Raw genomic sequence first — 16271 nt, forward strand, 5'->3', positions numbered from 1 at the left:
TTGGGGGCGTGCTGCTCATGACTGGAAGGCGGCTATGAACCAGTTCGCCATCCTTTACGAGGATCGATTCGTTCGACCATCCGTGTGAATCTCAACCCGCCTTGAACACGGAAATCCTGACACCCCCTTCAAAGCAAACGATACCCGTCAAGTCACGATAGCGGCATACCCACAGCACATTTCCCAGGAAAATAGCGGCGAAAAATACCACAACCATCCCGCCAATTGTTGCCCAAACGGGCCATGTCAATACACATCGCATGACAAACCACGCACTCAGCAAACTGCTCGCCGCGTACAGCAAATTCAGCATCCGCCGCGGCCGCTTCATCGGCCTCCAAGTTTCAGGATGCACAGCCGCATCGACGAATACATCAAGGTCAAACCGCAAACCACGACCAGCAAGGCCGCGTAGTATCGCAACAATCAGTGCGTCGCGATTCCTGAACCGTATGCATCGCATAGCATTGGACGTGAGCCTCATCGGAATTCGTTGCTCGACGATTTCACCGGTCGCCAAGCGGCGCCAGAACACGAAGTTCTTCGTGAATGACCTGGATGTCTGGTATTCGGTTCGCACATCACACCCGGCATCCGGCTTCCCGACTATCTCATCCCAGAGGATGCGTCTTCCCGCGGACAGCGCGTTGCTATCCGATAACTTTCCAGTGCCATACCACAGACCAATCTGATCGACGTGAAACCACGCCCCTGCCTTGATTCCCTCGCGCGTCATGACAATGGCTGACGCGGCCATCGAAACAAACAACGCAATCAAAACGATCGCCAACTCGAAGGTCCACTGAATGCGGTCGTCTATCGCAGATGTCGCTCCGAGCCCCAGACACGCGACCATGCAAAGCAACGCCGTGGCAAAACTGATGCAGCGAGTGCCGAACAAGTCGGGATCACCTTCAACCACGGAAAATTTTCGCAGATGTTGCGGTAGTCGAATAACGTGCGCTGGCCGGGCCATCGCTAGTAGAGGAGGGGCTCGCCCCTTGCAATGCCGAGTGTTCCGAGACATGCTAACTCCCAAAAAACTTAGCATAAAAATTCGACGATCCGTCTGTTACATATTGGATAACGTAACGTGCGTTTTCGTGACGGCAACACGTCCGTTAACCCACTGTCCCGCAAACCACCATCAAGCCATATGGCTAGGTCCGGATCAAAGCACGATTTCCCTGAATCGACATCCTGTGGCCGTCACGTTGATGCAGAAGCGAAAACACACCTCGATCGACGAAATGCAATGTGTGGGACATCGTCTCGTGCACCTTGGTGATCTCATGTATCGCCCACAATTGGAAGTCAGTCTGAAATAGTCACTTCGACTCGCCGGTTTCTCGCCCTTCCCGACGCGGTACCGTTGTCCGCCAGCGAATCGGCATCGCCGTTTCCCTCGACACTGATACGCGGCGCCGATACGCCAGCCGCAACGAGAATTTGAGCCACGTGCCGGGCGCGTACGTCGGAAAGCACCTGGTTAGATGCTTGACGTGCCGAACTGATCGGTGTGCTATCTGCGTATCCCGCCACCCGGAGGGTCGCGCCCTTGGTCACAGCCGCGATTTCCCGGCCAGCCGAAGCCACCACCGAAGCACCCCACGGCGCCACCGTCGCCTCGCCTGGCCCGAACATGCCGCTGAATCGGAGCGTCAACGCATTGCGCCCGGAGTCGCGGATCAGTTCGACATTCCCTGCAGCGACCTCGTCGCGAAGTTGCTGCTCCAGGTTTCGGGCGAGCACATCCAGCTGCGATGCCCGGAGCCCCTCATTCGTGCGCACCCAACGGTCCGCCGCGACGTAGCCCCCGGCCCCCAGCAATAACGCCACAACGAGACCGCCAGCGAACCTCGCTCGTGACCGGCGCACCGGCACCGGACGTACCCACGGATCGATCGTCTGTCGCGGACGTTTCCGCGGCTCGCTAACGCGATTCACGCTCTGCCCCCCCGTCATCACCGCGTCGTGTACGTGTTCGCGAATGACCTGCAAGCGCTTTTGACCGCCTGCTTCGAATCGGTATCGCCCACGGAACCCGAGATCGAGTACGTTTTGGTACAACTCGATGAGATCGAGGTTCTCGCGCTGATTGCGCATGGCGTCGTCGATCAGTTGGAAAACACGGTCGCCGCCCTGACGATCATGCCCCAACGCGCTCGCCAGGCTGTTGTCCTGCCATTCGACGCCGGTTGTCTTACCCTTCCCCCAAGGCGTCTGCATCGCCGCCTCGTCGAGCGCGGAGCACAAACAATAGCTGGCGCACCGGACATGCTCGGGTCGGAGCCGGAGTTCACTGCAGAGCCAGGTGAAGAGACGAATTTCCTGCCCCAGCCATCGACGCCACCGTGCGACGGCATCGGCATCGAGCGTTGCGGGCGTCTCGGCCAACGCCCGCAACAGGACACGTGACGCTTCGAGCAGCGGGTTGATCGCCTGCTCCGTGGCTTTCAGCCGTGCGGCAACAGACGGCGACGCCATGGCCCCTGCATGGCCCTGCGGATCGGTTGTCGAAAGATTCATCGATCGCCCCTCCTGGTTCAGCGGGAAGCGCTACCCGCGCTTGCCGGCAACATGCCTCGCGGCAACCCCGGCGGCGGGCCACTATCCGGCAGGTTGAACGCCGACATCGTGCTGGGGCACCGGAACGTCTTCAGCACGTCGCTCGTCAGCGGATTCGCGACACTCCCGGCGCTCGCGACGTCGAGTGCTGCCTGACGACCGTCGAAACCGAACGCGACGCGCGTGCGGCCCGGCGTCGCCGTCTCCACTACGCGACCTTTCTGGAGCAGGCGCATCAACGCCCACGGTCCATCTGCTGCGATCGTCGACGTATCCGGCCGAATCCGCGGGCTGGCCGTGATTTCCGTGTGGACGCCGCCGCGCGGTCCCGGCCATGTGACGGTGAAAGGCGCAACAGGACCATGTTGGTAAAGCGTCGTCTGTCCGTCGATGTCGAGCGAGAGACTCATGATCGTCGGATCGAGTTCGGGAATCCGGATGTCGGCCTTCCACGTCATCTGCTTGCGGCCGGGATCGTTGAAGAAGACGTCGCGGATGGCCTTCGCATGCTCGAACGGCTCCAGGTCTGGCCCCTGCATGGGTTCGGTCGCGCCCGGCAGCGTCCGGTAGCGCCAAGGCTTCGCGGCCGTGTCGACGAACGGTGCAAGCGTTTTCGTGAAGAAGTCATCGATCAAGCCCCCTTGTGCAAACACCCGGGTGAAATCGTCGATGCTGACATCGCGCTTGCTGTCCGGCGAAAACGGATAGTTACCCTCGACAATCAGCCGGCATGTGTCGCCGACCACCGCCTGCATCTGACGCGACAGCAATTGGCCGATGCCTTGATTAACTTCGCGCGAGCCATCGGAGGCAAGCTGCAGCAATACCGCGCGGAACGGTGCGGGCATCGTGTCGGCCGCCATTTTCAGTTTCGCGGCTACGTCGCTCGCCGGTGGCATGCTGTTGTTCGACAACGCATTGTCGGCAACCGTGAGCGCCGTGTAATAGTCGTTCAGCAGGTTGGTGACGCCGTCCAGCCCCGTCTTGTCCGCCTGCGTGGCGGCTGGCCGTGTATCGGATTGCGCATCCACGCTCCCGGTTACGACCTCGCGCAGCGCCGCAAAGTGATTGTCGACGAGTTCCCGTTCAACGCGCTCCGATGCCCGAATGCCCAACGCCTTGTCCGCCTTCTGATTGAGCTGGTCGGCGGCTCGCTGCAGCAGCGACCCGTCCGACACAGCCATCGCCTGCGTGAGCGTCGTCTCGTGCACGGCTGCCCGCGCAAGCCGCACGAGCGGCGAATCAGGCGCCGCGAAGCTGCGCAGCACCTTCAGATTGAACGCAAGGCTCGTGCCGCTCACGGTTCGGATGTCGTTGAGAAACGCGTCCCACTGCTGCGCATATTCCATCAGGTATTCGCGACGGACCGCGTCGGTCAGCGCATCGTCCGCGCCAGTCGCGTTGCTCACGATCTCAGCCGTTTTTTTTTGAGCCGAATCCGACGAACCCGCCAGGTACGAGCGCCCCATCACCCATGCATCGTCATCTCGCGCGATCTGCACGAATTCGGGCAAGCGCTTGTCGAACAGATTCCGATAGCCGTCGAACGTGAAAAGCCCCGCCACGCCACGCGACAACGGTGCGTCGCTCGCCCGCGTGAACACCGTGCCGGCCTGCGGGCCGACCACGCGCAGGAGCGTAAACTCGTCGGGCGCTTCCTTGAGCATCGCCGTCTTCGCGCGCTGATAAAGGCGATCGGTTGCGTTGCTGCCGTCGAGAAACGCGCGCGCCTGCTGCACCAGCGCATCGTTGCGAATCAGCGGCGATTGCACCACGCGCTCTCCGGAGAAAAGCTGCTGCACGTGGTCGATCATCGACGCCCTTCCACCGAAAACGGCCGCGCTGTCGGTCTTCGCCCAGTCGTCGAGCACCCAGGCCTTGACGTCCGCGGCGTTGAGCTTCGCCTTGTCGTACAACATCAGGTAGACACGCAGCGCATCGTAGGCCGCCTTCGGATCCTTGCTGGCGATCGCACCGGACATGACGTCTTCCAGGCGGTGCACGATCTGCGGCAACAGCAGGTTGTCCTCGAGGGCGTCGTACGCATGGCGGCTTTCGGTGGCGATGTCCGCCGGCGTATAGAGACCGTAGCGCCACGTACTGTCCGGATTCGACAGGTCCAGCCCCGGGAAGGTCGCCAGATAGCGGGCCTCGGTCAGCGTGTCGGGCACCGATTCCGGCTTGGGTTCCTTGTAGAGCTGGGTGACGCGGGTCGTGAGCGCCTTCACCTTGCGGCCGATTGCATCGAGATAGTCGCCGTTGTTGCCGAAGCTTGCACGCAGGCCGATGGCCAGCCACACGAACACCAGCAGCGCCAATGTGTGGCCGATCAGGCGCAAGAGCCGGTAGCGGTATTCCCAGCGCAGGTTGGGCCTCACCAGATGCGCTTCCGGGAACACGACGCGAGTCAGGAGGTCGTGCAGGAAGAAGCCCTGGTTGCCTTCGGCGCGTACCGACGACACGGGAGCGTGGTCCTGGGTCGACAGAAGGCGTTGAACGACTGTACTGCGCTCCGCGACGATCTCGCTGTCCCGTTGCCGCGCACTCGTGAAATACACGCCGCGCAACGTCGAATGAAGTTGGGTATCGTCGTACCGTGAGTCGAGAAATACCCGATCGATCAGGTCGAGCAGCGGTTCGAGCAGCGCCGAAAATTCCTCGGGCAATGCCGCAAGCGACCGGCGCTTGCGCGGATCGTACTCATCCTGCAGATGGGTATCAATCGAACCGCCGAGCCGTTGTGCGAGTTCGGCAAGCTCAGCGCGGCAGCGCTCGCGCACGCCTTCCTTCGCAACCGTTTCCTTGCCATACGGAAGCGTGAAGCCCCATGCCTGCGCTCTCCCCTCGGCCGTCAGCGCCCCGAAACACTCGGCGAAACCCGTCAGACGGTCCATCTTCGTGACCATCACATAAACAGGGAAGCGAATACCCAGCTCCTGCCTCAGTTCGGCCAGCCGCGCGCGCAACATGGCAGCCTCAGTCACACGCGCCTGTTCGTCGGCGCCCGCCAACGTGGCGAGATCGATCGTCAACAACGCACCGTTGATCGGTGCGCGGGGCCGATGCCGGCGCAGCATGCCCAGAAATCCGAACCATTCCGCGCGATCGACCTTCTGCCGGCGTTCCCCCGCACCTTGACCGCGCGGAACGGCAGAGCCGCTGGCTGCGGACACGGCGGCGGCTTTCGATTGCGATGCCTCATTGCGCTTCGAATCGTCTTCAGCGGCCTCCACAGCCGGCCCGGTATCGGCGCCGTCCTTGCCCTGAACGCCGGTTGCCGGCTTTCCCGTTTCCAAGACGGGCGCATCGACGTCGTCGGCCGTCGACATGCCGTGATGCGCGTAGTAGCCGGCCGTGTCGATCAGCACCGCGCCATTGGTCATCCACCATTCCACCGCGGCAGCGTCACCGGCCGGCGCGCCGGTCGCGCGCTGCATCTGCTCTGCAACGGGAAACACCAATCCGCCGTTCGTCAGTACGCTGGTCTTGCCGGACCCTTGCGAGCCGAGCGTGATGTACCAGGGCAGCTCGTACAAATAGCGCTTGCCCTGGAACAGCTTGCCAGGACCGCGCGCGCCGGTACGCATCGATTTGAGGCGCGCGAGCGCGCTCGTCATGATCCCTTCGACTTGACGCAAGCGCGGTGCAGCGGGTGAATCATCCTTGCGGCGGTCCATGCGCAGCATCTTCTTCAGGAACGCGTCGTCTTCGCGCATCTTCTGCCACAGACGGAACATCCCGAAAAGAGCGAAAGCGCCCGCCACCAGCGCGATTGCGGTGAGCCGAGCCGACACCGCCTCGAACGGCGCCACATGACCGAACGAGAGCAGCGGTGCCGCGTACCAGATCAACAAGCAAAGCAATGCGGCAAACACGACGATCGTCGACCAGCCCACGAGCCAGAGCAACACGCCGGCGAGCAACAGCGCGATCAGCAGCACACGCATGCCGGCACTGGCGAGCGGCTTGAGCCCGCCGAACGCGAAAAACGGGCCGACGAACCAGATCACCAATGCAACGACGATCAGTGCAAGGAACGCGAGGAACTGGCGCGAGGCCAGAAACGACAGGAACTGGAACTTCTTCATGTGTTATTCCGGAAACGGATCTGGCTTATCGTGCGACGTCGATCTCGACGCGGCGGTTTTGCGCACGCCCCTGCGCAGTTCGGTTGTCGCCAACCGGATCGGTATCGCCCTTGCCGACGGCTTCGAGCCGGCTTGCCGGCACCCCCGCGGCTTGCAGCATCTGCATGACCTGGATGGCGCGCTCTTCCGACAGCACCTGATTCGATGCGAAATGCCGGCTGCGAATCGGCACGTTGTCCGTGTAGCCAATGATCGTGACCTTGCCCGGCACCTTGGCGACCTCGCCCGCGATCTTCGAGATCAGCGGATTCATCGATACCTGAACCGAAGCGCCGCCGGGCTTGAACATCGCGTCGTCGCGGAACGTGACGGCGCTGTGGCGGGCATCCTCGTCGACACTGACCGTGCCAGCCGCGATTTCATCCTTGAGCAATTGCTTGAGGTGCAATTGCCGTGGCGGCGCAGGCGACGGTGTCATGCGGGCGATGTCGGCAATCTGCTTCTGGATGTCCGCGCTGCGGCTAAACAGTTCGCACTTGAACCATCCGAACAGTCCGAGCAGGATCACCGACAAGACCGTGACGGTGATCCATACCGGGAAATCGGTAAACGACAGGTGCTTGCCTTTCACGGTCGATTGCCAGCGCGGCGATAACGTCAGCGGTCCGGGTTCGCGCTGCGATGTAATCACGTTGTAGAGCCGCTGACGAATCGCGTCGCGCTTGCGCGGGCCATCAGCCACGCCTCGGTAGCGTCCTTCGAAGCCGAGACTGAGAATCCGGTAAATCACTTCCAACAGGTCACGATGCTCGTGAGGATCCTCCAGCAACCGGCCGATCAGCAGGTAGACTTTGTCACCGCCCTTGAGATCTCCGTGGAAAGTGGTCGCAAGACCGCTTTTCATCCATTCGATCGCCGACGTGCCCTCCTTGCCCCATGCGGTTTGCGCTACCGCTTCGTCGAGCGCGGTACACAGGCAGTAGCTCGCGCCGATCATGTGATCGCGTCGGATGTTTGCCTGCTCGCATAGCCTCTCGAATACGCGGACCTCTTCCACGAGAAGCGTACGTAACAACACGGTTGCATCTTTCGACTCGAACGTTTCGGGCATGTCGGCCTGCGCACGCAGCAAGACGCGTGATGCCTCGAGCAAAGGATTCGAAGCGGCCTTGACCTTGGCCAGGCGCTGCTCGAAAGCTTCGGGAGGTGCAATATCCTGACTGACAGGTGTATCGCCCTCCCGGTTCAGCGCTTTCTCCAATGCTTCCTCGTCATTCGCGGGAGTGTGCTCGACGCCAAACGGCGTACTGGATTTCCTTGGTGTCGACATGGCTAGCGCCCCACCTTGGCCGTCGAAGTCGCAATCAGTCGGCAGCCGCACTCGGTGCGATGCCCGTGCAATGCCACGTAACGCCCGCCGACGCTGAGCGTCGGATGGGCTTCGATAATCTTGTTGATGCCGTGCGGACGCCCGTCCGGATAGGTTTCCGGACAGTCGACCAGATCGTGCAGACGGGCTATTTTCTTGCCGCCGATCTTGTGCGTATCCGAGCCGGTAATGATCCGGCCGCCATGGTCGGTTGCGTCCCCGACGACTGCGATGCTGATTGACATGGTGCTATTCGTAGGAGGGCGCGCTCATTGGCGCGGAAGATTGCTGAAGTCGAATTTCACCGGGGGCGGCAACGTCCTCGACCGCTCGACGACGAACTTGCCGCGATCCACCGCCGCTTTCTGCTCTCGTGATGCAGCAACGGCTGTCGCTTGATCCGTAAGACCGAGGTTACGGACACGCCTGTCATTGCCGACAAAGAACGTGCGCGCCCATCCATAGCCGCCTGGTGAATATTCGTGAAAATACGGAACGCGAAACCAGGCGCGGCTGTCGTGTACGTAATCGTCCATTAGGCGCACGACGGCTGGCGAGAGCTTCCGCACTGCCTCGTCGGAGGTGTGCTCAAGTAGAAACGGCAACATCTGCGTTTCCGGAGCTAGCACGAAGTCCAAGACCGGCTGGTAGGCAGCGACAGCGCCGAGGAGTTGGATGGCGAGATCGCGATCGCCCAACCAAACGGTGTTCGAACCTTGTCGTCGGTGAGAACCCGCGTCCTTTCGATCGACGGTCAAATAGTAGGCGTTGGGGTTCTGTGATATGAAAATCTCTGCCGAGAAGAGCCCGCTCCCCATCTTGACTGCTTTCGCCGGCGCCTGCGACCAGTACACCTGCAAGCGCGTTCGCTGATCGGGGCGCAAATATGCTAGAACGAGCCGAAATTCCTCGGCCGCCTCGAGAAGGTCGGTCTTGTCATTGGTTGTGATGTCCGTCGCCCCCTCTCCAGGCCGACTTTCCTTTCCGTTATCCGCCGCAGCCTCAAGTATCTCCTTATCCTTCTTCTTGATTTGCTCGGCAAGTTGCTCGGCTCGCTTTTTAAACGCATTCGACTCAAGCGGGTTTCTGATCGTTCCAAGCGCTGCGGCCTCGAGGGTATTCTTTCGAATTTCGAGCTCGCGCTTTTCACGCTTCAGGCCGTCAAGCCGGGCTGATGATCCCTTTTGCTCGAGGCGCTTTTCCAGTCCGTACGGGGTGACCTGATCCTCCCGCGCGCGGCGGAAGAACTCCTGAGACGTAATGTATGTCTGAGAATTGCCTACATCCGCTCGCAGCGTCCGCCACGCGAGAGATTGCCCCATGCCAATACGCAACGCCGTTTCAACGCTGTCGAGCGGCTTCTGATTGACAGTCGACAACCAGTCGTTAAAGGCGTGGACGACTGCTGAAGAAATCCGAAAATCTTGCCCTACAACCTTCGGAAGCGGATTTTTATCATTTCCTGTCAACAGTGGCACCCCAGCCTTCAGCGCCTCAATGTACATATTGTGCAAGGCAATCTGGCTGAGCTTACTACCCTCTCCCGCTCTCGATTTACCCTGGTCACCAACGGGATAACCACCGCCGACGTCAGAATGCACCCCGGGGTAAGCAATCTCGATCCTACGGGGTTCGCCTATTGGATATATCTGCCGCTCCCGAATGGAATCGAGCGGAAAGCTCATCCTCTGTTCGTGGATCGAGAAGAAGTGCACACATTTCTTGACCGATATGGGAACGTTGAGCGCCCCCCTTGACGTCCATGCCCAATGCCCATCGAGTTCCACCCGATTGATCGCCGCCGTAGCGGTATCGGGTATGCCAACCGATGCGACAGTGTCGAAGATCCCCAGGAAATTGACTTCGTACGGAATCGCACCAGCGATCTTTCCACCTGGCGCCCATGTGTTAATGAGACGATTCACGAACACCCGCGCGCCTGCGGCACCTCGAGAAAAGCCGAAAACGTTAACCCACACCTTCTTGATCGACCGGTTGAGCTGCCCGCCCGGGCTGCTGTGCTTCCTTTGAAGCGCCGACAGCTCCCCATGTAATCGCTCAAGCTTCGATCGAACCTTGTATCCGTAGTAAAACATAGGACTACTTGCCGCTGCTCCTGCAACTCGGCTGGTCTTAGCTATGTTCGTGACGGCTGAAACTACAGTTCCGTTGGTCGCAATGACTTCATCGTCGATCAGCGAGCACACCTCCCGTGCTTCCGAGTTATCCATCAGCGCGCTACCTGTCATTGCTTGATGCAGCGCGTTCAACAAGCGGGTGTATCCCCACGCCACGCGCATGCCGAAACCAGCGGCGAATGCCTTACCCTTCGCCGTGAATTCCTTCTCACCAATTTCTTGAAATGGCGTGCCGACGCCGGGAATGTATTCAGCAAAAATTCCTATTGATTTATTCTGATGGCACGCACGATATAATCTGGCAACGTTGCTATGCGTTGGCTTTTCAACGCTCTTAGCATCCTCTTCCATATTATTATTCGTGCCATCGAAGAACAAATTGACATGTAATGTCTGCGGGCAGCTCGACGCACCCTCGGCCAATGCACTCTTGCCCATTGCACGGGCAGTCGCGCCCTCGGACAAACACCCCTGCTCGTTGAATGCTTCGGGCCAACGGATTTCGCTCATTGCCTCTTCTCCTTACTACTTGTTAAATTCCGGATCCAGCATGCCTTGCACAATGTAGGGGTCCTTCTCAGCTGGCTTAACTGGCATTGATGGCTTATCCTGAATTTCAACGCGAATACGGTCACCTGGCAGGAAATGCACCCAGAAGCCATAGGTCCGTGGCCCGTATGGCGGAACTCCTGTCGTAGCAGTAAGCCACTGATCACCGCTTCGATCGTCGTCGTAGGGACGCGTGTCCCGTCGCCACTTGACTACGAGCTTCATGTCAGGACGCCATTTGGAAGGAATACTGATACAACACATGCCGCCACTTTCTGAACGCACCTGCCCTGCCTCCTTCGGCAACATGTTCGACCCACCGGCAGAAAGCCTTTGCCCCTCATTTCTAATGCTGAATTGATCAATGTAATAGTCGGTGTAGTTGTAGCCGCTTACGTTTGACGGATTGCTCTCGTCCGCATCGGAGCAACCCGCCAGTGTCAACAGCAACCCAACGACGAATACCACGGCGAAACGCTTCCAGATAGACTCGATCATTTCCCAACCTCCTGTTCTTGGAGTGCCTTCGCCTTCTTCTCGTGGCTACACATCAACTCCCGCCAGACATAGGCCGGAACCATGTCGAACGATTGCACCAACGGAGCCCTGCTGGCGACACTCGATCGAATCGCCGCTCGAATTTCATCGTGTCGGTCGAAGGATTCGCCGTATTGGTACGAGCCCATACAGAACGCGTGACGGTCCGCGCGTGAAGTCAGCGCCCATTCACCCGCACGGTTGTAGCGTCGAAGAAAATTCTGGTATCTGGTTGCGTACGACTGGCTCGTGTCGATCAAACCAAGGTCGCTCAACTCGCTCATGAGCGCATGCGGTTCATCGTGCCGTTCCAAATCATCGAGCTGCCGTTGACTAAGGAACCGAGGAAACTCTCCCGCGTCTGCTGCCGACGCGCGTGCGTCGATTCCAACGTGTTGCCACTCCGAGCGGCCTCCCCGGTACATCCACATCGTCAACGGGCGAGTTAGTTCTGCCTGTGCCGCTTTCCCCCAGACTTCCAGAATCGACGGAAGCGAACGCGGGTCGAACCAGCGGAGCAGTGCCTGCATCCCTTCACCGATGTCGACAAAGAGAAAGCGCTGCAGGTGCAGCGTGAGCTCATCAATACTCAATGCGCTGCGCACCACGGTGAAGCATGGTCGATACCGGTCCAGCTCATCGATGTGGCGAACCCATTCGCTCTTTGCATCGTCGATCTCGAAGAGGATCGGCGCGGAATTTCCGGCCTCTTCCTCCGGAAGCCCCTCGAACAACGATCGCACCTCTGGCGAGAATTCGAGCACCCATGTAGCAATCGAATCTGGATACTGAGCACCGTCAACCAGACCGTAAAGTTTTGCGTTGTCGTCTACTATCGTCATGATGCAAACCTCAGAGCCGAGGAACAGCGGATGCGCCATTCTTCGCGGCTTTCAGCAGGCACTCGATACACACCTTGGGAACGTGGAGCTCGACAGGCACTTCGTCTGGCTGCGGGAAATAGTGATTGGCTGCATGGGCAAGCCAGACGCCGCTCGTCCCGCTCTTGATACTGCCTTGTTCAAGCTCGATATAGCTGCCGCCCCCGTTCAACACCAGTTTCTTCTGCGCGCTGATATGAATCGTGTCGCTGGTCACGTTGACTTCAAGCAGGGCGAGCAGATTGATCGCCTTCTTAAGCGCGTGAAAGTCGATGTCGCCGTCTGCCGCGACGGACTTCATACCCCCACTCGCCGCAAACTGGCGCAAAGTATCCCGTGCACTGATGAGGACACTGCCGTTCGCCGATGCCGCGATATGCTCCCCGCTTGTCAGCGCGACGTGCTGACCGCTTGCGATATGCGTTGTCGCCGGCGTCGTGGTCTGGATACCGGCAGCACCGGCGATGACGACGTGCGGCGCACCGAATTCAGAAAAACCATCGGCGGCGGCGCCTTGCGATCCGCCTATCGCAGCGTTCTGTTTGGCGAGCGTTCTGGCGACTTCCTCCTGATGCCCGTTCGCCTCTTGAGCCGTCGCCTGCTGCGCCAGTTCCGCGATCATCGTCTGCCAACGCTCGGCCTCTTCGAGTCGAGCCGTCGTTTCACCCATGTCGGTCACATGAGCCTGCGCGTTTTGCCGAACTTCGGTCGTGAGCAGCATCCCCTGCCCGGCACGAAATACGCCATGACCATCCGTGCGCAGTTCGGCCCCACGACCACGCTCATCCTGCCGCCCTGCGTTGCCCGCAATACGCGTGATGTAACCCAGATTCAACTGCGAAGCACCTTCATCGCTCGACAGGTGCGCCTGAATTCTTCCGTTCGTATCGTCGAAGGCGAGCGTGTTCGCCCGACGACCGCCGACCTCCCGGCTGCGATAGCCGGCCAGCGTCTGATTCTCCGGCAGCGCGAAGGGCGGCATGTTGAACGCGTTGGTCGCACTACCCACGATGATCGGCAAATCCGGATCGCCGTTGACGAAAGCGACTTCGACCTCATGCCCCCGACGCGGCAGAAAGACTCCACCGAACTGATCACCGCGCCACGCACCGGCCACGCGCACCCAGCAACTTGAACGCTCGTCGTTATTGCCGAGCCGATCCCACAGAAACTGCAGCTTCACCCGACCATAGGCATCGGTCCAGATTTCCTGGTTCTCGGGACACGTCACAACGGCGTATTCGACGCCGGTCATGCGCGGCTTCGCGATAGTTCGCAATAGCCGGAATGGCTCGTTGGTCGACTGCAACGTGAAATCCGCTTCGCAGCGGTAACGCTGACCGGAACCTGACGATTCGCCGATATCCTCAATCGTCAGCATGCAACCGACGACTGCATACTCTCGGTTGGCCGCGTCCTGCGGGTAGTGCAACAACACGAACGTCTGACCTGTGACGAGGCCGCGTAGGTTGCCTTTGCCGTGAGCCCTCAAGCCTTGGCAACGCCACGCCTGCATCTGCACCAGCGTCAGATACTCCGCCTCCGTGCGAGGCTCGTTGTGGTCGCCTGAGAGACCGGCCGCGCCAGCTTGAGGCTGCGCGTAATCCCCCCACGAGTACTGTTCCTGATGGGCGAGCCCGGTGTCGCGAGGGTCTTCGCGCATCACTTTGAGGTTCGCGCGCGGCAACGTGTAGTCATAGTCGACACTCGTCACTGCGCCTGTGGTCAACGCGTGCGAAACCGATAACTCGTGAATGTGTTCCTCGTCGATCCGCCGACTGGTCGGCGGTTCATAGCGCAGCGCGGTGTAAGCATCACTCAGCGGTTTGAGTGCCCCCATCGAGTCACAAAGCACGAGACGATGTTTGCCCTCGTCGTGCTCGAAAAAATAATAGATGCCCCACTCTTCCCACAAGCGCTGCAGGAATGTCCAGTCGCTTTCGAGGTGCTGGCGTTGGATATCCCGTTTCGGCCATACCTTGCTCGGCCGCGGAGTCGTGATTCGTTTTTCGACCGGAAACGGGTAGACCGAGAGCACCGCATCGGTGATCTCTACAACGGACATATCCTGAAAGATGCGGCAATCGCAGTTCTTCGTCGCGTGCCACAGCCACGGTCGGAGTGTGAGCTCATAGACAATCGACCGCCCGTCTTCACGCACAATCGTCGCTTGGCTGACAATACCGGTGATCTCGCGCATGCCAGCACCGACGTTCGCCATTCCGGCGGCGCCGGCTAGACCTGGAATGAAACGCCCCTTTCCTTCGAGCTGGATCGATACGGTCACTTCTGTGCCGACCAATGCATCCAGATCGACGTTCGCAGCGATGCTCTGCGAAAACCCGAGCGCATCCGGCGTTTTCAGTTCCAACACGTACTCGAACAATTCGCCAATTGTTTCGCCGCCAGCGAGCTTCACCGGCGTCAGGATCGACTGACCACCGCACATCGGCAGGGTCGCGCCGGAAACCGACAGCGTCCGTGGTGCGTCAAACAATGCCATCCCGACATCTCCTTGAATCGATCGAATCACTGAGCATCCGTTTTGTGTTACACCTGTGGCGTCTATAGCCCTTATTTCCAACCGTTAACAAATGAATGCGGCTCACTTAAAAAACTGACGATCAGAATAACTGCCACCACAATCAATACGCCAATGACGGCAACGAGACCATAAAATATTTCCGACATCTTCTCTTCATTTGATTTTTTCATTTTCAAAATTTAAATTAACAAAACTTCATATTTTATGAACTTCGCTCTTTAATTCCTTCATAATTGCCGAACTGTTCAGCGCACACCCCACAACTCAAGCCTCAACGACGGGAACTCTCCCGCCACATGCAATGCGATGCCGCCATGCCGCACCACCTCCTCCCACAACGCCCCGCCCTGCATCAGCTCGTAATAGATATATCCGGCGTTGAACGGAATCTGCCGCGGCGGCACCGGCAGGAGCTGCATACCAATGCCCGGCAGATGACTGCGCACCAGGCTCGGCAGCTTCTCCGACGGCCCCGCCTTCGCCTGCGCGAGAAACTGCTGACGCAGCGCATCGGGCGGCATCGCCGCATGCACGGCCAGTACCAGCGAAGCAAAGCCCTGCATATCCACCGGATCGACCACTGCGTTGCGCATGCCATGCCCCTGATCCTCGAGCACGATGCTCTGCGCGCTCCGCACCAATACGGCATTGAGCAGCCGATGCGTGTCGTCTACCACCGGCTTCAAGCACAGATGCGGCGTCGTATGCTGATATGGCGGATGCGTATCGAGCGGGCGACGCGTATTCGTCCGCAAATGCGTCGACAGCTCGCCCGCCATTGCGATCAGCAGCGTGTACACGTCTGCAGGCGACGTGTTCGGCACGCGCAGCATGTGCTGCAGCAACGGCTCGTACCGGTTCAGGATCTGCAACAGCAGGTAGTCCGTGACCGTCGCCGCGCTCGCGGTTGTATCGTCGGTACCCGCCAGCCGTTGCGACAACGCATTCGCGCGCAGGTGAGCGAGATCGTGGATCTTCGTGACCCAGCTCGTCAGCAGATCGCTCGCGCCATAGCCGGACACGGGCGGCACGATCGTGTCGTCCAGTTCGATGCTGCCGTCCGCACGGATGGTCTTCACACACGTCAGCGCAAGGCCGATCCATGCATCGCCCAGCTCCTTCTCAGGCACAAGGCGCAGCCGCAGGTTCGACAGTTGCACGGATTCAGGCGCCAGTCCGACTGAATTCGAATCGCGCAATTCGGTGTCGAACACCTGATAGCGCGCCATCGAATCCGCCGTGTTGGCGAACGTGGTTTCCTCGCAGTTCGGCAAGCGCACCGGCACCGCCAGATAGATCACCTGGTCGAGGTGTTCCTGACGGATCGTCAACGGTGGCGGCAGCGGCGTATTGCCCGGCGCGTCGAACGGCGTGCCGTCGGCGAACACGCCGGTGGCCGACTTGACGATCACTTTCCCGAGCGCGAGCGACTCCAGATCGAGCCCGTAATGCGCGAAGCCGAAGAAAAACGGCGACAGCGGCGCCGCACGCATGTGTGCGTACTTCTCGAAGTAGCGTTCCTGTTGCTGGAACAGTTGCGGTCTGAAAAACAACCCCTCCTGCCAGGCGACCTTGGCGTACCAGCTCATACGTATC

At 59.8% G+C, this 16271-nt stretch carries 10 protein-coding genes; all 10 read right to left on the reverse strand.

What is annotated here, in order from left to right; genetic code table 11:
• Positions 1-91 precede the first annotated feature (91 nt).
• The 10 genes from G3N61_RS08910 to tssK all read right to left on the reverse strand — a co-directional run bounded on the left by G3N61_RS08910 (position 92) and on the right by tssK (position 16264).
• Positions 92-922 (reverse strand): hypothetical protein, encoded by an 831-nt coding sequence (locus G3N61_RS08910; protein WP_205822215.1) that lies wholly within the window; start codon positions 920-922, stop codon positions 92-94.
• Positions 923-1314: 392 nt separating this feature from the next.
• Positions 1315-2529 carry a type IVB secretion system protein IcmH/DotU gene (gene icmH, locus G3N61_RS08915; RefSeq protein ID WP_205822216.1) on the reverse strand — a complete coding sequence of 405 codons (1215 nt, stop codon included), beginning with the start codon at positions 2527-2529 and terminating at the stop codon, positions 1315-1317.
• 17 nt (positions 2530-2546) lie between these two features.
• Entirely contained in the window at positions 2547-6656 is a 4110-nt protein-coding gene (gene tssM / locus G3N61_RS08920; RefSeq protein WP_205822217.1) for a type VI secretion system membrane subunit TssM, read from the reverse strand.
• 25 nt (positions 6657-6681) lie between these two features.
• Entirely contained in the window at positions 6682-7986 is a 1305-nt protein-coding gene (gene tssL / locus G3N61_RS08925) for a type VI secretion system protein TssL, long form (protein ID WP_205822218.1), read from the reverse strand.
• 2 nt (positions 7987-7988) lie between these two features.
• Positions 7989-8270 carry a PAAR domain-containing protein gene (locus G3N61_RS08930; protein WP_011354597.1) on the reverse strand — a complete coding sequence of 94 codons (282 nt, stop codon included), beginning with the start codon at positions 8268-8270 and terminating at the stop codon, positions 7989-7991.
• Positions 8271-8294: 24 nt separating this feature from the next.
• Positions 8295-10673, reverse strand: coding sequence for a DUF2235 domain-containing protein (locus G3N61_RS08935; protein ID WP_205822219.1), 2379 nt, complete (start codon positions 10671-10673; stop codon positions 8295-8297).
• A gap of 15 nt (positions 10674-10688) precedes the next feature.
• Positions 10689-11210 carry a DUF3304 domain-containing protein gene (locus G3N61_RS08940; protein WP_205822220.1) on the reverse strand — a complete coding sequence of 174 codons (522 nt, stop codon included), beginning with the start codon at positions 11208-11210 and terminating at the stop codon, positions 10689-10691.
• Entirely contained in the window at positions 11207-12130 is a 924-nt protein-coding gene (locus G3N61_RS08945; RefSeq protein ID WP_241017652.1) for a DUF4123 domain-containing protein, read from the reverse strand. Before G3N61_RS08945 ends, G3N61_RS08940 begins: the two co-directional genes overlap by 4 nt.
• The gene (tssI, locus tag G3N61_RS08950; protein WP_205822221.1) at positions 12102-14633 is read right to left on the reverse strand and encodes a type VI secretion system Vgr family protein; all 2532 of its coding nucleotides are present in this window, start codon (positions 14631-14633) and stop codon (positions 12102-12104) included. The genes G3N61_RS08945 and tssI overlap by 29 nt, the downstream gene beginning before the upstream one ends.
• 287 nt (positions 14634-14920) lie before the next feature.
• Complete coding sequence (gene tssK, locus G3N61_RS08955; RefSeq protein WP_205822222.1) at positions 14921-16264, reverse strand: type VI secretion system baseplate subunit TssK; 1344 nt, start codon at positions 16262-16264, stop codon at positions 14921-14923.
• Positions 16265-16271 lie beyond the last annotated feature (7 nt).

The sequence above is a fragment of the Burkholderia sp. Ac-20349 genome (assembly GCF_017104865.1).
GTDB classification, from domain to species: domain Bacteria; phylum Pseudomonadota; class Gammaproteobacteria; order Burkholderiales; family Burkholderiaceae; genus Burkholderia; species Burkholderia aenigmatica.

What these genes read in the sequence shown, in the direction of transcription:
- icmH (WP_205822216.1), bottom strand. Translation starts at nt 2,529, where the DNA reads ATGAATCTTTCGACAACCGATCCGCAGGGCCATGCAGGGGCCATGGCG.
- tssM (WP_205822217.1), bottom strand. Translation starts at nt 6,656, where the DNA reads ATGAAGAAGTTCCAGTTCCTGTCGTTTCTGGCCTCGCGCCAGTTCCTC.
- tssL (WP_205822218.1), bottom strand. Translation starts at nt 7,986, where the DNA reads ATGTCGACACCAAGGAAATCCAGTACGCCGTTTGGCGTCGAGCACACT.
- G3N61_RS08930 (WP_011354597.1), bottom strand. Translation starts at nt 8,270, where the DNA reads ATGTCAATCAGCATCGCAGTCGTCGGGGACGCAACCGACCATGGCGGC.
- G3N61_RS08935 (WP_205822219.1), bottom strand. Translation starts at nt 10,673, where the DNA reads ATGAGCGAAATCCGTTGGCCCGAAGCATTCAACGAGCAGGGGTGTTTG.
- G3N61_RS08940 (WP_205822220.1), bottom strand. Translation starts at nt 11,210, where the DNA reads ATGATCGAGTCTATCTGGAAGCGTTTCGCCGTGGTATTCGTCGTTGGG.
- G3N61_RS08945 (WP_241017652.1), bottom strand. Translation starts at nt 12,130, where the DNA reads ATGGCGCATCCGCTGTTCCTCGGCTCTGAGGTTTGCATCATGACGATA.
- tssI (WP_205822221.1), bottom strand. Translation starts at nt 14,633, where the DNA reads ATGGCATTGTTTGACGCACCACGGACGCTGTCGGTTTCCGGCGCGACC.
- tssK (WP_205822222.1), bottom strand. Translation starts at nt 16,264, where the DNA reads ATGAGCTGGTACGCCAAGGTCGCCTGGCAGGAGGGGTTGTTTTTCAGA.